General features: G+C 59.4%; 14 protein-coding genes. 11 read left to right on the top strand and 3 right to left on the bottom strand.

All coding sequences use genetic code 11. The features are described 5' to 3' along the window. The coding region (locus HMPREF3175_RS09810; protein ID WP_141742449.1) for a LysM peptidoglycan-binding domain-containing protein at positions 1–504 on the bottom strand (504 nt) is incomplete at its 3' end. Positions 505–909: 405 nt separating this feature from the next. On the opposite strand from HMPREF3175_RS09810, the gene HMPREF3175_RS02540 reads away from it, so the two are divergent. Continuing rightward, positions 910–1,302 carry an Rv2175c family DNA-binding protein gene (locus HMPREF3175_RS02540; protein ID WP_141742442.1) on the top strand — a complete coding sequence of 131 codons (393 nt, stop codon included), beginning with the start codon at positions 910–912 and terminating at the stop codon, positions 1,300–1,302. Positions 1,303–1,393: 91 nt separating this feature from the next. Here the strand turns inward: HMPREF3175_RS02540 and HMPREF3175_RS02535 are convergent, their stop codons facing one another. Continuing rightward, positions 1,394–2,509: a polyprenyl synthetase family protein gene (locus HMPREF3175_RS02535; RefSeq protein ID WP_070490536.1), complete on the bottom strand. Its 1,116-nt coding sequence runs from the start codon at positions 2,507–2,509 to the stop codon at positions 1,394–1,396. 108 nt (positions 2,510–2,617) lie between these two features. Between HMPREF3175_RS02535 and dinB the strand changes: the two genes are divergently transcribed. From dinB to HMPREF3175_RS02510, 5 genes are all read left to right on the top strand, one after another. Then, positions 2,618–3,934 (top strand): DNA polymerase IV, encoded by a 1,317-nt coding sequence (dinB, locus tag HMPREF3175_RS02530; protein WP_176745112.1) that lies wholly within the window; start codon positions 2,618–2,620, stop codon positions 3,932–3,934. Between the two features lie 74 nt (positions 3,935–4,008). Further along, positions 4,009–4,395 (top strand): DUF3040 domain-containing protein, encoded by a 387-nt coding sequence (locus HMPREF3175_RS02525; RefSeq protein WP_070490534.1) that lies wholly within the window; start codon positions 4,009–4,011, stop codon positions 4,393–4,395. Positions 4,396–4,680: 285 nt separating this feature from the next. Further along, positions 4,681–5,556: a hypothetical protein gene (locus tag HMPREF3175_RS02520; protein WP_070490533.1), complete on the top strand. Its 876-nt coding sequence runs from the start codon at positions 4,681–4,683 to the stop codon at positions 5,554–5,556. Positions 5,557–5,602: 46 nt separating this feature from the next. Next, the gene (locus HMPREF3175_RS02515) at positions 5,603–6,925 is read left to right on the top strand and encodes a hypothetical protein (RefSeq protein ID WP_141742441.1); all 1,323 of its coding nucleotides are present in this window, start codon (positions 5,603–5,605) and stop codon (positions 6,923–6,925) included. Further along, the gene (locus HMPREF3175_RS02510; protein WP_070490531.1) at positions 6,925–8,838 is read left to right on the top strand and encodes an ABC transporter ATP-binding protein/permease; all 1,914 of its coding nucleotides are present in this window, start codon (positions 6,925–6,927) and stop codon (positions 8,836–8,838) included. The genes HMPREF3175_RS02515 and HMPREF3175_RS02510 overlap by 1 nt, the downstream gene beginning before the upstream one ends. A gap of 21 nt (positions 8,839–8,859) precedes the next feature. Here the strand turns inward: HMPREF3175_RS02510 and HMPREF3175_RS02505 are convergent, their stop codons facing one another. Then, positions 8,860–12,708: a YPDG domain-containing protein gene (locus HMPREF3175_RS02505; RefSeq protein WP_070490530.1), complete on the bottom strand. Its 3,849-nt coding sequence runs from the start codon at positions 12,706–12,708 to the stop codon at positions 8,860–8,862. Positions 12,709–13,216: 508 nt separating this feature from the next. Here HMPREF3175_RS02505 and mraZ point away from each other — a divergent pair. The 5 genes from mraZ (at position 13,217) to HMPREF3175_RS02480 (ending at position 19,331) form a co-directional block, all read left to right on the top strand. Beyond that, positions 13,217–13,648: a division/cell wall cluster transcriptional repressor MraZ gene (gene mraZ / locus HMPREF3175_RS02500; protein WP_035754472.1), complete on the top strand. Its 432-nt coding sequence runs from the start codon at positions 13,217–13,219 to the stop codon at positions 13,646–13,648. Between the two features lie 345 nt (positions 13,649–13,993). Beyond that, positions 13,994–15,013, top strand: a complete 1,020-nt coding sequence (gene rsmH, locus HMPREF3175_RS02495) for a 16S rRNA (cytosine(1402)-N(4))-methyltransferase RsmH (RefSeq protein WP_070490593.1) — start codon at positions 13,994–13,996, stop codon at positions 15,011–15,013. Further along, positions 15,010–15,846, top strand: a complete 837-nt coding sequence (locus HMPREF3175_RS02490; RefSeq protein ID WP_070490529.1) for a cell division protein FtsL — start codon at positions 15,010–15,012, stop codon at positions 15,844–15,846. The genes rsmH and HMPREF3175_RS02490 overlap by 4 nt, the downstream gene beginning before the upstream one ends. 27 nt (positions 15,847–15,873) lie before the next feature. Further along, positions 15,874–17,676: a peptidoglycan D,D-transpeptidase FtsI family protein gene (locus tag HMPREF3175_RS02485; RefSeq protein WP_052048215.1), complete on the top strand. Its 1,803-nt coding sequence runs from the start codon at positions 15,874–15,876 to the stop codon at positions 17,674–17,676. A gap of 8 nt (positions 17,677–17,684) precedes the next feature. Next, the gene (locus HMPREF3175_RS02480) at positions 17,685–19,331 is read left to right on the top strand and encodes a UDP-N-acetylmuramoyl-L-alanyl-D-glutamate--2,6-diaminopimelate ligase (protein ID WP_256276240.1); all 1,647 of its coding nucleotides are present in this window, start codon (positions 17,685–17,687) and stop codon (positions 19,329–19,331) included. Positions 19,332–19,342 lie beyond the last annotated feature (11 nt).

Raw genomic sequence — 19,342 nt, 5'->3', positions numbered from 1 at the left:
CGAGAGGGTGTCGCCCGCCCGCACCGTGTAGGTCTTAACTGCAGAGCCGGCGCGTGTTGACCGTGCCTTGCGAGTGGCCTGCTTCTTACCTGCTGGCTTTGACTTCTGAACGCCTGGCTTAGGGAGGCTCGCACCTCGGCTGATGGTCAACTTCTGGCCTGGGAAGATCAAAGACGAGGCCTTGAGCCTGTTCAGGCGCAGAACCTGCTCCACGGGTACGCCGTGCCGGGATGCAAGGCCCCACACGGTGTCGCCGGCCTTAACAGTGACGGTCTTGGCTTTCGGCTTGGCCGCCGCAACCAGTGTTGCGGCGCGCGCCTTTGCTTCTGCGACGTTGGCTGGCGTTGGGACTGCTGCGGGACGCACCGTCGGCTTGAATGCCGGGGTGTTGCTTGCGTGAGCGGTTCCCGCGAGGGAGCCGAGGGTCGAGAGGGTGATGATGGGCAGGGCCGCCGTGGCGATAGCGCCATTGACGGCTGTGCGGCGCGGAGGCGTTGGAGCCATGATTGCTGACCTCACGTTGTGGGGACTTACTTACTGCACTGTTCTCTGCATCGTGCAGGTGGTATCCGCGAGAAGGCAGGAGGGGCAGCTCCCGGGTTCAGCAGTTGCTGTTCTGTTATCCCGCAGACAACACCGTGATGCAAATGTGACATCTGTGAATATACAAGAACAAAGTTCCTAATGTAAACCTAAGTTGTAAAAGTTTCTCAAGAGGCACCTGTGACAGAAGTTAGAAAAGTGGCGAATGAGGCAAATGTGACTGTTGTGACTCATGTGTAATGGTGAGGTACGATCGACTGCGGCAACACAGGCTTCGCCACGACATCGCAGGCTTCGCCACGGCAACACAGGGCCCGGATCGTGGAAAACAACACTTCTTGGGCGAGTGTGTGCCACAGTGGTGGTGTGCAGAATTCAGTACAGAATCATCAGGCGCCGCATGGCGAACAGGACCTTGAAACGCTGGTAGGCGAGTGGACGACCGTCCCGGACCTTGTTGAGTCCACCGGTCTTGATGTGCGCGAGCTGCGTCGCTTGCTCGATGTTCGCGCGATCCTCGCTGTTCCCATCGGAGAGCGTGGTGTTAAGAAGATTCCGGCACGTTTCTTCCGCGATGGAGTGCCCCTAGATTCGCTCAAGGGCACCATTCAGGTGCTCACCGATGCCGGATACAGCGACGAAGAGCTCATCGCGTGGCTATTCACGGAGGACGAGACTTTGCCAGGCAGCCCCATGGATGCGCTGGAAGCAGGGCGCAAGAGCGAGATTCGCCGCCGCGCATCAGCCCTGGCCTGGTAGTAGCCACCGGGCAGCTCAGCTGAGTTGAGTAGTGACGTTGAGCTGACTCGTAGGTCGCTGACTCGTAGAACTGAAGCGCGCAGCGGCGCTGTTAGGCGTGGCGGCGGACTGCCGCGGATGCGACCGAGCGTAGCCCTTCGCGGGCTTGGGTTGGGATGTCAAGGCCATCGAGTGCGTTCATCGCTTGGTTGTAGAGCGCATCGATCTGGCTGGCGTGTTCTTCTGCTGCACCGGAGCCGCGGATCAGTTCGCGCACCTTTTCGATCGTGGCGTCATCGAGGTCATTGCGGCCCAGGACGGATTCGAGCCAGGCTTGCTGTTCGGTATCGACCCGTTGGCGGGTCAACGCGATGAGCAGGGTGCGTTTGCCTTCGCGGATATCGTCTCCGGCAGGCTTACCGGTTTGGGCTGGGTCGCCGAAGACGCCGAGTTCGTCGTCGCGCAGCTGGAACGCTTGCCCTGCCGGCAGGGAGAAATCGGACAGCCCGTCGAGGAGTTCTTGATCCGCACCGGCCAGTGCGGCACCGAGCAGGGTTGGCTTTTCGGCGGAATAGCGGGCCGCTTTATACGTCACGATCGTCCAGGAGTTCTCCGCCGCCTCATTGGGGGAGAGCTGGGAGCCGGTTTGCTCAGCTAAGACGTCGAGGTATTGGCCCGCCATGACCTGGGTGCGCATCTCGTCGAAGAGCTCACGAGCAGTAGGCCCGGCTTCTGCACGGTTGAAGAGGGTTTCGCTTAAGGCCAGCGCGATGTCACCTGCGAGGATCGCGCCTGCAATACCGAACTCTGAGGCCGAACGGTTCCACCCGTTGTCCCGGTGCAGCGCCTCAAGTTTGCGATGCACCGCGGGCTGGCGGCGGCGGGTGTCTGAATGGTCGATGATGTCGTCATGGATGAGCGCGGCGGCCTGGAACAGCTCAAGTGAGGTGCCTAGGGTGAGGAGGCGTTCATCATCTGGGCTGCCTCCCGCAGCGAGTGCCCCCCACAGCGCGAAAATGGGGCGGAGCCGCTTACCGCCTGAGCTGAGAGCGCTGATCGCATCGATCAAATCGTTAGTGCGGGGGCTCACGCGGGTGAGGTCTTGGCGTTGCTGTTCAAAGAAGGTTTTGACGTGTTCTTCGATGGCGTCGCGGAAGAGCGCGCTGATGCGCTCGGGCGAGGTGTCTGGGCTCAAGCCTGCCAGGGATGCCTTCGTAGAATCAGTCATGTCACCATTCTAGCGACGCGCGGTTCTTACGCGGGCCTGTCCCGCCGCCTGTCGAGGCGGAGCGGGGCGGCCAGGTGAGGTACTGAACTGATGGGAGGTGGTTGCCGGGTGAGTGAAGCGAGGCGTAGGCCGGAGCGGGTGATCGCTCACGTTGATATCGATGCGTTCTTTGTTTCGGTCGAGCGGATCCTTGACCCTACCTTGCAGAACCGCCCGATCATCGTGTCTCAAGACAGTCCGCGAGCCGTGGTGCTATCTGCTTCGTATGATGTGCGGGCCTATGGGGTGCATTCGGGGCAGCCGGTAGCGCAGGCCAAAAACATGGCTCCGCACGCGTTGATTGTCCCGCCCACACGCTCTGCCTATGGTGAAGCGTCGGCGCGCGTCATGGAGGTTCTCAAGGATCTGACCCCGCTGGTTGAGCAGGTGAGCGTGGATGAGGCGTTCATGGACATCACCGGGGTGATGCGCCACTATGCCAACCCGTTTCATTGTGCGCAGGTGGTGCGGGAGCGCATCAAACAGGCGGTGGGTTTGCCGGCTTCGGTGGGGCTTGCGCCGAATAAGTTTCTGGCGAAGATGGCTAGCGATAAAGCGAAACCGGACGGCGTGTATGCGATCACGCCTGCAGATGTTGAAGGTTTCATGCAAGCGTTACCGGTGGGTGAGCTGTTTGGGGTAGGTAAAGCCACTGAGCAGAAGTTGCATTCGCAAGGGCTCATGACCGCCGGCGATGTTGCACAGGCTGATCCGCGCCGGATGCTTCGCGTGCTAGGTAAGCATGGGCCGGAGCTGATCAAGCTCGCGCAGGGGATCGATCCGCGCCCAGTGGTGACCGAACGGGTCGAGAAATCGATTTCTCATGAACACACGTTCGATGTTGATGTCACGGATGAAGCGCACTTGCGTACCTGGATCAAGGAGTTGTCCTTCAAAGTCGCTGAGCGTGTCCGGGCTGCCGGGCACCGTTTCTATGTTGTGGGTTTGAAGGTCCGGTGGGATGACTTCACGACCGTTTCGAGGCAACGCCGCCTAAGTGACCCGACTGACTCTTCCTCAGTTATGAGCGAAGTGGCACTATCCTTGCTTTCCGCTTTGCCACGCCCGTTGAAGCCCGTCCGCTTGATCGGGGTGCGGGCGGGGGAGTTCGCCTCGGAATGGGAAGGTGAGCAACTCATGTTCGAATGGGAAGAAGCATTCAGCGACCACAGTGGGCGTGAACACGGTGGTAGCGAAGGCAACGCGACCGGACGCAGTGGGATGCAACAACGTAGCGGGAGAGAGCATACGGGACCTGCGGCACGGGCTGCGGGCTCGCAAGCGGAGAAAACGATGGACGCGATCAACGCGCGTTTCAAGGACAGCGTGCGCCCCGCATCGTTATTGAGAGGGGGTGAAGGTGAAGAAAAGCGTAGCGGCGGATAGGAAGTCGGCTCGAACTGTTAGCTCCCGCCTGCGTACAATGGGAATCCAGGAGTGGTCCGAAGAAGGGGGAAGCCGTGGGTTTATCTGAGAGTGAGCGCCGCATGCTCGCTGAGATGGAGAAGCAACTCCACGCAGATCCACAGTTTTCGAGCACGATGCGCCGCGTTGAACAGACGCCGCAGAATAAGCTGAGCACCCGCAACATCGCGCTTGGTGCGCTGATCGCATTCGCTGGCTTGGGCCTCCTCCTGCTCGGTATCGGTATCAGCGCAGGGCTGATCGTGACCGTGATTATGGGGATCGCAGGGTTCGGGATCATGGTCGCAGGTGCCGCGCTCGCAATGCGAAAGACTGAACAAGAAGCCACTACAGCAAGCCCCAGCCAGCCAACTAAACGGCGAGGCGAAAGCCTGATGGCGCGGCTTGAAAAAGACTGGGACAATCGCCACAACCAAAACTAAGCGCCAACTCTCAACGTCAGGCGCTAGGCGGCAGGCCCCGACACACACGCCAGAGATTTTCAGGTGGGTTCGAACATAGCCTTCGAGCCCACCTTTTCTATGTTCAAACCCCTCTCGCAAGACGAGTAAGAGATTTTGCTAAACGCCATTCGACGACATGGCAAAAAAGAGTCTGCTGTGACTTTCCTCACGCCACTTCTTGGTTTAAGGTTAACTTACATTGTCAAGGGGTTTTACAAAGGACAGTGCTTTACCGGTGTCGCTCTACGATAAGGCGGAACAGTAATGATGAAATCTGGGCAAAGGCTGTTGGTCGGTTTCGCTACTGTGTTCTTAGGCGTATCGCTTGCGGCGTGCGGCGGGCCGGAAGCTAGTACCGAAGGTAGGGATCCGGACGCGCGGGCAAAACTTGACCGACAGTCTTCCCAGATCCTCACACCGTTTTCTGCATATCTGCAGAACGACGACCCTGCAGATCAAGCCTTGGTAGATCAAGCTAAACGTATCTTCACCTCGAAATGCATGGCTAAGAAGGGTCAAAAGTTTTCGGTTGTTGGTCCTGAAAACGCGATCATCGATGACCGCACATTCGGCATGTGGGATGAGAAATTCGCGGCCCAATACGGGTGGGGTTCCATGCCCAGCAGTGTAGACATGACCTGGGAGCAAGAGGAGACAGCGGGAGGTGAGGCCTGGGAGGAAGCCTACGAGGAATGCCAAACGGACTTTGACGCAGATGCAGAAACGGAAGCGCTCAGAGAGATAGACCAAGAATCCTCCGCTCGGGCTGAGGAGCTGAGCACTCAGGCTTTCAACGCTGCGGTTAAGGATGAGGAGTGGAAGCGAGTCCACGAGGAGTGGTCTCAGTGCATCACGGATGCGGGGCTCACGGCTCCGAAGAACTCTGAAGAGTGGGCATCCGTTGAAACTAAGAAACTTCTAGAGTCTGAAGGCGCTCAAACTTCGAAGGAAAGTATCCGGCTTGCCAGCATTGAGGCCCGCTGCAATAACCAGACCTCAACAAGCCAACGCCTAGGCGATCTTGTGGCCTCTTATCAGCAGCCGCTCATCGACAAACATGAGGCTGAACTTAAAGCAGCTAAAGAAGCAAAGGACCGCGTCTTGTCTGCGGCCCGCGAATATATTGCACGGAATGGCTAACTCTGGCCCACAGTAGATCTGACCCACAGTAGAAAGGTGTTTACGCATGAGGAAAGCCGGAGCACCGCATCTTTCACGGGTGGCTTTCCCCGTGCGTACCCTGATTATCACTGGGGTGGTGATCGGTGCGGTTGTTGCAGCGTTTTTCATCGGTACACTCACAGCCCCGAAAAACTCGGTCGCCACAGTCTCGGATGAAAGAATCCAGGCCACCGCGGTGGTTGAACAGCGGGCCATCGTGCCTGACACGGTCATCTTAGGCACGGTAGGCGAAGGCAAAACGAAGAATATTGTGCCTTCTGTCCTTCCTGAAACCGCCACCGTCACCAAGCAAGCGTTGAAGAAGGGCGACGATGTTGTTGCCGGCCAGCTCCTTGGATCCGTGGCTGGAACACCGGTGTTCGCGATGCAGGGGAAGCTACCTCTCTACCGTGACCTAGCCGCTGGAGATAGGGGCGACGACGTCGTAGCGTTCCAAGAATCCCTCCAAAACTCCGGGTACACGGTACAGATCACGGGCGTCGTAGACTCCGCGACCGTCCAAGCCGTAACGGGTATGTTCCAACGCGCCGGATATGCACTACCGCAACGCGAGATCGAGCCACCACCGGAATCTACCCCGGCAGAACCTGGCTCAGATGGCGCCTCGGGCGAGGGCTCATCGGAAGAGGGCGAAACGAACGCAGCACCCGCGCCGCGCACGCAACCCTATATCCCGGTCTCCGCTTTCGCCGCCATCGACGGTAAAGGCGGAACCGTACTGAGCGTCGCCGCTGTCGCATCCACTGTTGGGCCTGAGCAGCCGCTGGCGAAGGTGCGGGTTGGCAGGCGGAGCATCAGCGCGCACGTCAACGCTGTAGAAGCCGAGCAACTCAGCAAAGGCACGGAAGTCCACATCACCGCCGACGCTGACAAGTTCGCGGGCACAGTCGAGAACGTCGGAGAGTTCCAAGCCGGTTCAGAAGGTCGCACCCCTGGGCATAACGTGACCTTCACAACCAAAGATGAGGCCTTCGACAAAGTCCAGAACGGGACCCAAGTTCGCGTAGGCCTGAAAACCAAAGTGAAACCGCAAAAAGCCGTGCCAGTCACCGCGTTACGCCACGATGCCGACGGAGACTATGTCCTCGTCCAAAGCACGGGATCGGGCTCAGAACCGAAACACGACAACGGTCAGGGCGCTGACAAACAAGGCTCAGACAAGCAGGGCGCTGATAAACAAGGCTCAGATAGTCGGGGCGCTGACAAGCAGGGCGCAGGCAGCACATCCGAGCCGCGCCGCGTCAAGGTCACGGTGGGGAAGACTGCCGCCGGATGGGCCGCGGTTGAATCAGACGATCTGGCCGTTGGTGACACCGTGGTGCTTTGATGGAACGCCAAAGACTCATTCAGATGCGCGGGGTAACCCGCCAATACGGCCCGGACAGCACCGCCGGTATCTTCGACGTAGACCTAGACATTGACGCGGGAGAATACGTCGCCATCGTGGGCCCCTCAGGGGCGGGTAAGAGCACACTCCTGCAGATCCTCGGTTTGCTCGATGCCCCGAATGAAGGCTCATACACGTTCGCAGGCAAGGACCTTACAAGTGCAACGGAAAAAGACCGCGACCAACTACGTGCCGAAAGCATCGGCTTCGTTTTCCAAGCCTCACACGTGCTGCCTCACCTGGACGCGCTATCCAACGCGGCCCTAGGAATGGTTCCACACGCAGTACCCCTGCAGGAACGGTCAGAGATCGCATATGAAGCGATGAACAGCCTCGGCATCGCAGACCGCGCAACCTATAAAGCGGGTGTGCTCTCAGGCGGTGAAAGGCAGCGCCTCGCCGTTGCGCGCGCCCTGGCACCCCAGCCGGAACTGGTGCTCGCTGACGAACCGACAGGTGCACTCGATACCGCATCAGGCATGGCGGTGCTCGCAGACCTTGAGCGCGCGCGGGAACACGGCGCCACGCTCATCGTCATCACCCACGACGAAGACGTAGCGGCCCGCGCCCACCGCGTCATCCGCATCGTGGATGGCCGGATCGCCGAAGACACCGGCGCCGCCGAGTCCACACCAGCCGCCGCAAACGAATCTGTAGCCAAACCACGCAAGGGGCCGCTACGAACACGCGTCGCTGACGTGCTGGCCGAATCCCTCACAGAAGTGCTTCTACGCGGGATCCGTACAGCGTTTCTGGTGCTGGCTTTCGCTCTAGGCATCGGCGGATTGATCGCATCAGTCGGGATCAGCCAGACAGCCGCAGTACAGATCAACGAACGCCTCGAAGCCGCAGCGTTCGACGAAGTGTGGATCTCTACCCCAGACTACGCACGCGAGGAACTAGAGAAGAACCTCGCACAGGATCAACATCGGCTCAGGCAGCTCCCTCACGTGCAGAGGGTGACCCGCATGATCCAGCTACCCACCGAATCCACCGGCCTATACCGAATGGAACCAGGAGACGTGAACGTCAGCGGGGGACTGCAGATCATCGCCGTTGACGACCAATTCTTCGAAACCCAAGACCTCACCCTAGGTAAGGAACACACGGCTGATCTTTTCGGGATGCCTGCTGTGACCTCGGTGGCGGTCGTAGGGCTCGATGCGCATGAAGCCCTGCAACTGCCCGGCAGCGAAGCCGGCGGCACGGTGGTGGTGGGAGGCCACCGTTTGACCGTCGTGGATTCCTTCACAACCGGTGAACGCCGCCCAGGCTTGAACAACGCCGTGCTGGTTCCGTTGTCTCTGGCACCGCAACTGCACCTGGGGCAACCGCAATTAGTGATGCGTACAGATAAAGGCTTCCCAGCCGCGCTCGCAGAAGCCGTACCGATGCAGTTGAACGCCGCAGACCCAGGCAGCTACAGAGTCCAGACCGTCGCAGACCTACGAAACCTCCGCATGGGCGTCTCAACAGACCTCGATGCGCTGGTCGGGATCATGGCGGCCACCCTACTGATTCTCGCAGCTGTGAGCGCATCAACCTCGATGTACCTCACCGTGCTCTCCCGAGCCCCAGAAATCGCTCTGCGGCGAGCTCTAGGCACCACACGAAAAGGAATCGCGGCACGGTTCGTAACCGAAGGAGTGATGATCGGTTTCATCGGCGGGGCGGTAGGCGCACTCGCAGGCGTCCTCGGGGTAGTGGCGGTGTCTGCCGCGCAAGGCTGGAAACCACAAGTAGAGCCGTGGCTTGTACCCGTAGGCTTAGGCCTCGGGGTTGTAGCCGGACTCGTATCCTCCGTAGTCCCAGCCTTCATCGCGAGCAAACAGCCACCAAGCAACGCCCTCTAAGCGCGCCAGGGCATCTCACCGCTACGATGCGCGCCGGCGCAAAACCAGCAGGCTGACACCACCCAGCATCAGTAGAGCAACCGAAGCCAGCGCACCCTCAGCGCTGATACCCGTACGGGCCAACGACGAATCACCCGGCGCATTAGACTCACCCGGGTTCTCAGGCTGAGCGGGATTGTCTGGCTGAGCTGGGTTGTCTGGCTGGCCCGGCTTACCGCCGTCACCGCCGTCTCCACCGCCCGGGGCGCTAGGGCCTTCGCTTGGACCGTCGCTCGGAGTCTCGCTCGGCTTCTCAGAAGGAGATTCGCTTGGCGATTCGCTTGGCGATTCGCTCGGCGCCGCGCTTGGAGCCTCGCTTGGTTCCTCGGAAGGGGCCTCGCTTGGTTCCTCAGATGGCGTATCGCTCGGGCCCTCAGTCGGCTCCTCGGTTGGCTCGTCCGACGGGTCCTCGCTTGGTTCCTCAGTTGGCGTATCACTCGGCTTTTCACTCGGTTCTTCGGTTGGCCCGTCCGACGGGTCCTCGCAATCGCATTTGGTGCCTACACGGATGATCTGTTTGACCGGCTCCGCGGTGCGCTTGGTTTCAACAACAGGTTCACCGGATGGTTTACCGTCAACCAGCTTCTGCGTCGAGGTCACGGTGTCCTCGCCGAGCTTGCCTTCTTGCTCGACCAGTTGCTTGCCGGCTTCGAGGGTGTCATCGAGCACGACCTCCGTCTCGAACGGAACCGGCTTCTTCACCGTGGTGACCAACTCCTGGGTACCCAGGCGAGGCCCGTATTCGATAATGCGGGGGACAGGTTCCTTAGTGGTCTTCTCCTCGACCACCTCGGCCTGATCACCCTTAGCGGTGAACTTAGAGGTGAACGTCTTCTCGCCGTCCTCACCTTCCTGGACAACCTTGGTTTCGCCCGGCGCCAGGTCAGGGTTCTCACGAACCTCAGTAGGGAACGGGATCGGTACGGTCCACGTCACGTCCTTCGCGCTTTCGGCAGGCTTAGTGCCAACTCGAACAACCTCGTTGACAGGTTCTTCAATGCGCTCCCACGTGCCGTCCTTGTTCTGCTTCTCCTTACCCGGCTTGCCCTCGGTATCAACCTTGTACTCGCCAGCAGGCAGCGTGTCGTCGTACTTGTATTCGACCTTGAACGGAACCTCACGCGCCGGCACGTTCACAACCTTGACCACGGCAACCGCGGTGTCCTTCGAGCCATCCGCGTAGGTCACCGTGACGGGGATCTTCGCCTCGTCTCCGGCCTTCGCATCCTCCGGCGCGGTCGCGGTGATCGTGCCGTTGTCATCAACCGTGACAGTCCAGCCTGCAGGAACATCACCCACCGTGAACGGGTTCTCCTTGGCGACCTTCACATGATCCGGCTTATCAATCGTGACCGGCAACTTCGCGGTACCGCCCGGGTAGACCGTCTCCGCCGGATATGACGGTTCAGCTTCCCAGTTGTTGCTCAAATTGACCACCGTGGTGACTGGCACTTTCGGGGAAGAGCCGTCTGGGGCCTCAACGGTGACGTTGATGGTCTTCTGATCACCTGGCTTGGAATCGGCAGGAGGGGTCGCGGTGACCACTCCTGTGTCCGGGTTGATCGTGTACTTCCAGCCGTCAACTTCCTGTTCGAGGATCGGCTGGTCCCCGTCCTTACCGAAGGAGAACGTCGAGCCCTTCGGCGCGTTGCTGACCTGGTGGTCCACAGAGTTACCGGGGCCGGTGGATTCCACGGTGTAGGTCGGGATGTCATCACCCTTGATGACAAAGACCGTAGCGGTTGCTTCCTGAGGCTTAGCGCCCGATGCGTAGTGGGCCAGAACAGGGATGTCCAGCTGGTCGCCTGGCTCTGCGTCCCTCGGGACCTCGGTGCTGATCTCGCCCGTGTTCTCATCGATCGTGACGGTCCAACCGTTCTTGGAGAGCGTGGTTGTGCCGTCTTCGAAGGTGTAACGGCTTGGTGCCTCGTCGCTTTCCTTACCGCTTAGACCCTTCTCGGGCAGGGTTGGCTTCAAGCTGGCTTTCTCGCCAGGCTTCTTGGTTTCCGTGCCGTAGGTCGGGACCTTGATGTCGTTGACAACCTGGAACTGCACCTCGACCTCGTCGGTGGTGTGGTCCGGGTAGGTGGCCTTGACCTTCGGGGAGATCACGGTTCCCAGCGGGACGGTGTCGTCAGCTTTCGCAGTGACCTTGCCGTTCTTGTCCACGGTCACGGTCCAGCCCGAAGGCACAGAGGAATCGTCGACCTCGTACTTGGCCGGCGCCACAGCCTTGTGGCCCTTCATGATGGCCTTGGTCTTGATCTGGGAATCGATGTCCTGGTTCGGCTTACCTGGTGCAATAGCAGGCTTGACCAGGTCCGTTACCTGCGTGTTGTTCGGTTCAACAACTACCAGCAACGGAAGCTCGTCTTTCGAGCCGTTGGAGTAGGTGATCACAACCCGCGGCTGCGCGAACGTGCCCGGCATTGGATTCTTCGGTGCCGTGACGGTGACGTTATAGGTTTCCGGGTCCAGGGTTGCGTCCCAGCCTTCATAAACGTACTTCTCATCAAGCTCGACATCGGCTTCGAAACCGCCGTCTTCTTTCTTCTTCACCAGGTCCTTGATCAGGTCCGGTACCTGGGTGAAGGTCACTGACTGGCGATCTTTAGCCAGCGGGCCTTGAGGACTTTCAACACCAGAGATGATCGAGGCATCACGCTTGTCATATTTCGGGTCATGGAACTGGGTATCGTCGAGACTCCACTGGTGTGAGTCGATGACGTTGGCTTTGTTGTATCGGGGCAGAGCATTGGATTCCTGGAAAGCCTGCCCGTAACTATCCGCGTCCGCATCGATCGCAGCCTGCAGCTGTTCAACGGAGCGTGGCAGGGCGAGAACGCTGAAGCGGACACCCTGTTGGGCGTTGAGCTCCGTGCCCTTGTATTCAGGCATTGTGAAGTACACGTCTCCGTTATCTTCGACGCGCAAACGTGCTTGGCCACCGGAAGCTTCAGTGTTGCTGGTGCCGATAAACTTGCCCTGAGAGTCATAGGCTTCAACAACCATGCGCGGCATCGATGGGGCGTCGGCACTGATGCGGCCTACCTTGACCTTTTCACCCGGGGTGACCACAAGCTTTTCCCGGTTTTCCCAGGACACGGAAATAGGCGAGCAGTTGTCATTCTCGCTTGGCCACGGATTCACAACAGCCGTAAATCCAGCGTTTTGGCCCTGAGTCGCTTTGCGGCCGTCAATGTTATCTTTTGTGTACTTTCCTTGCCAGGCATAACGCACGGGGTTTCCAGCATCGGCCTGTGCATACTGCTTGACCTTATCCCCGGTCAGTTCTGAGCTGAGGATCAGATTCCTTTGGGAACGACTGGCTTTGATCTCGAGTTGTTCATCGGCCTTAGCAGTCACCGGTCCCTCAGCGCCAAAAAGAGTCTGGCCGACGTCCATAGAGGAAATGGTTCCGGGGTCCAGGACACCACTAAGGAGCCCAGAATTACTAAAACCCCAGGCTGCGAACGTTCGATCCTTCGAATTGTCGAACGCGAGGCTCAAGCCCCATATGGTCTTATCAGCGCTGTGCTGGCTTGGCTCTAGGGTCGTCCATGTGAAACCGGCCTGACTGCCAGATGAGCCGCCACCGAAAACTTCACACGAGCCGGCTAACAGGTCCGAGGGCTTCTGTTGCTCCTGCTCCACAGCGCCGGCTTTATCTCGGATTCCGCCCGAGAGTGCAGACGCTGTGGCGGCTGGCTCAGCGGAGAAGAAGCTAGGGGCAATCGCTAGCGAGCTACCTGTCAAAGCAATGACAGATAGCGCAGTTAACGACGAGCGCGCAGAACGTTTGAGCCCACGTGTGTTGTGTGGAGTACGCATCAATGAATCCTTATTGAAATCTTCTTCGGTGCTCGCGACACCCTCAAGCTGTGATTTAGCTATGAATCATCATATACGTTCACAAGGCGCATGTGGATATGAACACTTTCCGGAAAGTGACGCTATCTGCCGCGAGGTTAGTTGAGGTGTCACCCAACCCTCATGGAGGTTGGTTGAAGTGTCACCCAAGTCCCAAATGGGGCCTCCTCCACTTCCATCCACCGCCGCCCCCGCGATCGACCTTTAGCCGCTCTTTGTGCGTGAAACTGGGGGTTATCGCTTGCAGCGTAGATTGGGCGTCCTTTAATCCTCCACTTTCACCCCTGCCGCTAAAAACCGCGTAATCTCGCGGGAAAATAGGCATAGACAATTCACAGAAAATATATGAAACACCCAGAAACCACTTGACGGGGGAGGGATGTGGAGTAAAGTGGAGGGCGTTGGAGCGAGCTGGAGTTCAGGGAGTCAGACCCCCTGAACCTCACCACTTTCGGAAAGGGGTGGCGTTATGTTCCTTGGGACGTATACGCCACGTCTTGATGAGAAGGGGCGCATCATTCTTCCGGCCAAGTTTCGTGACGAGTTGGGCAAAGGGCTCGTCTTGACCCGAGGCCAAGAAAGATGCATCTACGTTTTCAGCGTGAAGGAATTCGAGGCGGTCCACGAGCAGTTGCGGGCCGCCCCGATGTCTTCCAAGCAAGCGCGGGACTACATTCGCGTGTTCCTCTCCGGTGCCTCTGATGAGGTGCCAGACAAGCAGGGCCGCGTGACCATCCCGCAACCGCTACGGACCTACGCAGGTCTCGATCGCGACGTGACCGTGATCGGCGCCGGTAGCCGCGCGGAGATCTGGGACACCGAGGCCTGGAACTCCTACCTCGCTGAGCAGGAAGATTCCTTCTCAGACACAAATGAAGAAGTGATACCCGGATTCTTCTGATCCACCTGCCGGCACGCCAGCCAGTCAACGCATCAGAAACACCGGAAAACCGAGGGGCGCGCTCTCCTCCCGCGAAACCCAGTGGATATCCCGACTCAACTTCCCCTGAGCCGGGCCAGCCGCCAGGGACGCGGTGGGGGAACGAGCCCCTCGGAGCATCTTCACCAACGAATGTTCACCAGCGAATTGCCAACACCAGGCCTTTAACACCAAGACTTCTACCTAAACCATCAGCACAAGCAACAGACCCCGTAGGGAGGTGGCAATACAGTGACAAAGAACAAGCGCGCGGCAGGAAGTCAGGCAGTTAATGCCCACGCTTTCGATGGCGCAGCATCAGGCCGCGTGCAGTCGGCAGCTGAGCGCCACGTCCCAGTGTTACTTGAGCGCTGCCTCGATCTGTTGCAACCCGGAATCGACGCCGCGCGTGACGCCGGCCGCACACCGTGGGTTATCGATGCAACTCTAGGCATGGGTGGCCACACCTACCAGTTGCTTGCACGCAACCCGGACGTCCACGTGATCGGTATCGACCGCGACACCAATGCGCTCGTCATGGCATCAGAGCGCCTCACCGAATACAGCGACCGGCTAGTGCCGTGCCACACCACCTACGACAACATCGACGAGGCACTCGAAACCGCTGGCATCGAAGCCGTCGATGGCATCCTGTTCGACCTCGGTGTCTCCTCGTATCAACTCGACGAACGTGAACGCGGATTCGCCTATTCTTACGACGCCCCGCTCGATATGCGCATGGACACCACCGCGGAACTCACCGCGGCCGAGGTCGTCAATACCTACACGCATCAGCAGCTAACCCGCGTGCTCAAGGCTTACGGCCAAGAACGCCATGCACGCCGCATCATCGACGCGATCCTGCGCACACGCGAAACTGAGCCGTTCACGACGACCGGGCAACTCGCCCAGCTCATCATCGACGCCTACCCGCGCGGAACCAAGGGCGGACACCCCGCCAAACGGACCTTCCAAGCGCTCCGCGTTGAAGTCAACAACGAACTGGCCGTCCTTGAATCCGCGCTACCTGCAGCCCTCGATGCCGTCGCTAACGGAGGCCGCATCGTGGTCATGAGCTATCAATCCCTCGAAGACCGGCTCGTTAAATACGCCTTCGCGCAAGCAACGACCTCATCCGCGCCGGTAGGGCTACCCATCGAACCCGAAGAACACAAAGCCCAATATCGGCTCATAACCCGCGGCAACGAGAAACCGACGGAAAGGGAAGTCGAAGAAAACTCCCGTGCCGCCGCAGCAAGACTACGAGCGGTCGAACGCATCCGCGAACCCCTCAGCCGCCACCACTACACAGACCGCTTTAGCCATCGCTCTAGGAGGAACTCATGAGCGCGCAACCACTGCTCAGGGCCGAACCCGCCCACGCGGAACCGCAAACCGAGGAATTCAGCGGAACCGCGAGTCAGCTTCGCGTAGCCGAAACCCCTCAGGGCGTTCGCACTGAAACGCGGAAACCGCTCTCGGTTATCGAGTACAAGCCCCGCAAGAAAGTGTTGAGCTTCATCCTGTTGTGCCTTGTGATCATGGCGGCGACGGTAGCGACGGCTCTGGGCATCAACGTCAAGGTAGCCAAAGGGCAATACGAACTCGTGCAGCTGCAAAAGCAGGAGCAGAAGCTCACGCAAGACAATGAAGCACGCAGCAGTGAACTGTTCAACAAGAAGTCCCCGCAGAACCTCGCGGCACGCGCGGCACAGCTGGGAATGACCGCATCCGGAAGTGCTGCCACGATCGATGTGGATAAAAAGGAGATCTACGGCAAAGCGACCGAAGCCAAGAAACAGGGCAACGATCTCGCCAAAGGCCCGCACGTCAAGGCCCCGCGCGAACCTGACTATAACGAGCGCGAACTCGCCCGCGCCCAACAAGAACTAAAGGCTAAACAGAACACCGCCCAGGGCGCACAGGCTCCCGCACCGACAAGCCCGGATGCGGCTGGCTCTGAGAAAGCGGATTCGCCTCAGAGCGGCGTGGCGGAGAAGGGCGCTCGTGATGATGCGAAAGGGGAGCGCGGCAAGGTCAGCGACACCCCTTCCAAGAAGGGGAAAGCCAAAGAAGCTGCCGGGGATAATAAAAAGAACACCAAGCCGTTTTCCGGTAAGGACCTCAATGGCGGAAGCATTCCAGGTCCGCAGACCAGCTCAGATAACGCTGGTGACTAGACACTAATCACACGAGGGGAGTCATCCATGGCACGCAGCACGGCCGAGGTTCGCTCCGTCTACCGCATGCGGACGCTGCTCATGCTTGTCCTCTTGCTCATGCTCGTGCTTGCTGGGCGCATGATCTGGGTTCAAGGGATCGACTCCAAACAGGCCGCAGCAGACGCGCTCTCCTCACGCACAACCACTGAGGAGTTGCACCCGGTCCGCGGCCGCATCCTCGACAGCAAGGGCGAAGTCCTCGCGATGTCCGTAGTGCGCTACGACCTGATCGTCAACCAGAACCTCGTCACCGAAGAGTTCACCCGCAAAGACCCAGAAACGGGGAAGAGGGAAACGATCACCGCGCAGCAGGCCGCGGAAGAAGTCGCATACGAGCTCGGCAAAGACCCCGATAAAGTTCGCGACCTCATGCTCGGTGTTGAGGGGCAACCCAAGAACGGGTACTCGGTCATCGCGAAAAATGTGACCCCTAAAGTCAGGGAAGCCGTCCTACGGGTCGGGTTCCCGTGGATGACCAGCGAACAACGCGCCCACCGCGAATACCCCAACGGGCCCATCGCAGGTCAAGTGCTTGGCTTCACCAACGCGGAAGGCGTAGGTGCCAGCGGCATCGAGCTTTCACAACAGAAATACCTCGAAGGCATCCCAGGGGAACGCGTCTATGAACGCTCCGCAGACGGGGTCCGCATCCCCGGTGCGGCACTAGCCGAAAAAGAGGCCGTTGACGGCCAAGACGTGCAGCTCTCAATCGACCAAGACATCCAGTGGGCCGCCCAAGAAGCCGTGATGGCCAAACGCAAGCAGTTCAACGCCCTCTGGGTCAACGCGATCGTGATGGACGTTAAAACCGGGCGCATTCTGGCGTTGGCTGACTCGACACCGATGGACCCCAACGATCCCGCCGACACCGAAGCCGACTACCGTACATCCACGGCGATCTCCCAAGCGATCGAGCCGGGATCCACGGGTAAAGTCCCGACGTTCGCGCTCGCTTATGAGCAAGGCAAACTCAAACCCGAGGAAAACTTCAAAGTGCCGAATAAGAAAAAGTTCGGTACCGAAGTCATCTCTGACTCGATGCCGCACGCAACCTTTAACATGACTGGAGCCGGCATCTTCGCTCGCTCCTATAACACCGGAACCGTCATGATCGGCGAACGGCTCACCGATCAGGATCGTTACGAGTTCATGAAGAACCTCGGCATCGGCTCTTCCCTCGACGTAGGCCTCGGCCCCGGCAACCCCGGGATCCTCCTGAACTCAGAGAACTGGGACCAACGTCAACGCCTCACCACAATGTTCGGGCAAGGCTATTCGCTCTCACCCATGAACACCGCATCCATGTTCCAAGGCATCGCCAACGGAGGCGAACAAATCACGCCGACCATCGTCGAAAATTACGTCGACGCGGAAGGTAATAAGACTAAAGCGCCGACCGGCGACAAACGCCGCGTTATCAGCCCGGAAACCTCGAAAACCATGATGCGGACCATGGAATCGGTGGTTGACAACGGCACCGCGTACGCAATGAAGATGCCGGGCTACCGGGTAGCCGGTAAAACCGGTACCGCACAGGCCCAGGGCCCCAGCGGAAAGTTCGATCAACACTCGCAAGCCTTCGGCGGGCTGGTACCAGCCGAAGACCCCCAGTACCTTGTACTCGTGACCATGCACCACCCGAAAGGTAATTGGAAAGACTGGTCGGTCGGGGACACATTCACGCGCATCATGGAAGCCACCGTACGTAGCCGAGGGCTCGCGCCAACGGAATCGAAGTCGCAAGCATATAAAGTATTCTCCGGCGAACGACAAAACTATCCATGGTAAGGAAACCCGTGTCTGAGACCCCCACCAGTGCGGCGCAAGCTGAACGAGCCTTCCGGCCAAACCACACAGCCGGTGTGACGCTTGCACAGCTCTTCCCACACGCCACCCTCGGCAGCACCGAAGCTGAAACCCTAGTCACCGGGATAACGCTTGACTCCCGTGCCGTCCAGGAGTCCGACCTCTATGCGGCTCTACCTGGGGCGAAAACCCACGGGGCACGCTTCGCAGCCCAAGCAATCGAGGCCGGTGCTGCCGCGATCGTGACCGACGCCGCCGGTGCAGACATCATTGCTTCGGGGCAGGCTGGCGCTGAACAGACAAGCGCGACGAGCACACCCGTTGTGGTGACCGAAAACTTGCGCACCCAGCTGGGGGATCTCGCCGCAAGCATCTACAGTTCATCCACCAACAGCTCAGGTGAGAGCCCAGCGCCGCTGCCAGCCCTCATCGGTGTTACCGGAACCAACGGCAAAACCACCACAACCTACATGGTGCGCTCCCTCCTCACCGCACTTGGGCACCACACCGGGCTCATCGGGACCATCGAAATCCAGTCCGGAACCGAGACCATCGAGGCTAAACTCACCACTCCAGAAGCGACCCAGCTGCATTCTTTGCGGGCCCGTATGGGCGAATCCGGTGTGGACACCATCGCGATGGAGGTCTCTTCCCACGCGATCGAATTTCACCGCATCAGTGGGCTGCTCTACGACGTTGTGGGGTTCACCAACCTCACCCAAGACCACCTGGACTTACACGGCTCCATGGAGGAATACTTCAACGTCAAAGCCGAGCTGTTCACCCCCCAACACGCGCGTCGCGGGGTTGTGCTCGTAGACGATGAGTGGGGTAAGAAACTCGCTGAAACCGCGAGCATCCCGGTGCAAACCCTCTCGGTGAACGCTACTGAAACCAAGGACGGTGCGGAAGCCGACTGGAACGTGACAAATATCCGCCGTGAGCACCTCGGCTACCGTTTCACGCTCACAGGCCCAGCCGACAGCGCCGGTGTGTCCCAAACCCTGGACGCCCACGTGGACATGCCAGGTGAATTCAACGTCGCCAACGCAGCGCTCGCGTTGGTTATGGTTATCGCCTCTGGCGTTCCGGCGGCCAAGCTACAAGAAGCAATAGCTGCCGAGCCATCCCCGCTGACCCCGAGCGTCCCTGGGCGCATGGAGGTCGTATCAACTCGCCCCGCTGTAATCGTCGATTTCGCTCACAACCCTGACGCGCTTGAACGAGCGCTCGCATCCGTGCGTACGCAAGAAGGCCGAGTGATCGTAATCTTCGGTGCAACCGGGGAACGCGATCAACTCAAACGCCCCATCATGGGCCGCATCGCAGCAGAAAACGCTGACATCGTGGTCGTCAGCGATGACGATCCGCACGATGAAGACCCGGCAACCATCCGCGCCGCCGTCATCGAAGGAGCGCAACAAGCGGCCGCACGCACCGGCGCGACGGTCATTGAAGCCGCGCCACGTGCCACAGCCATTCACCAGGCCATCCAGATGGCCCACGAAAACGACGTTGTGTTGCTTGCCGGCCGCGGGCATGAAACCGCCCAGGAAGTCAGCGGAATCATGGTCCCCATCGACGACCGTGAAGAGGCAAGAGCCGCACTCGTGCAACAAACCAGCAAGACCGAGTAGAGTCAGTCCAC

Source organism: Arthrobacter sp. HMSC08H08 (assembly GCF_001807575.1).
Taxonomy (GTDB): Bacteria; Actinomycetota; Actinomycetes; order Actinomycetales; family Micrococcaceae; genus Pseudoglutamicibacter; species Pseudoglutamicibacter albus.
This window is presented reverse-complemented; position numbering and strand designations above follow the sequence as displayed.

Excerpts from the sequence above, each read along its gene's own strand:
- HMPREF3175_RS02505 (WP_070490530.1), bottom strand. The coding sequence starts at position 12,708 with ATGCGTACTCCACACAACACACGTGGGCTCAAACGTTCTGCGCGCTCG.
- HMPREF3175_RS02535 (WP_070490536.1), bottom strand. The coding sequence starts at position 2,509 with ATGACTGATTCTACGAAGGCATCCCTGGCAGGCTTGAGCCCAGACACC.
- HMPREF3175_RS02485 (WP_052048215.1), top strand. The coding sequence starts at position 15,874 with ATGGCACGCAGCACGGCCGAGGTTCGCTCCGTCTACCGCATGCGGACG.
- HMPREF3175_RS02490 (WP_070490529.1), top strand. The coding sequence starts at position 15,010 with ATGAGCGCGCAACCACTGCTCAGGGCCGAACCCGCCCACGCGGAACCG.
- HMPREF3175_RS02520 (WP_070490533.1), top strand. The coding sequence starts at position 4,681 with ATGATGAAATCTGGGCAAAGGCTGTTGGTCGGTTTCGCTACTGTGTTC.
- HMPREF3175_RS02510 (WP_070490531.1), top strand. The coding sequence starts at position 6,925 with ATGGAACGCCAAAGACTCATTCAGATGCGCGGGGTAACCCGCCAATAC.
- HMPREF3175_RS02515 (WP_141742441.1), top strand. The coding sequence starts at position 5,603 with ATGAGGAAAGCCGGAGCACCGCATCTTTCACGGGTGGCTTTCCCCGTG.
- mraZ (WP_035754472.1), top strand. The coding sequence starts at position 13,217 with ATGTTCCTTGGGACGTATACGCCACGTCTTGATGAGAAGGGGCGCATC.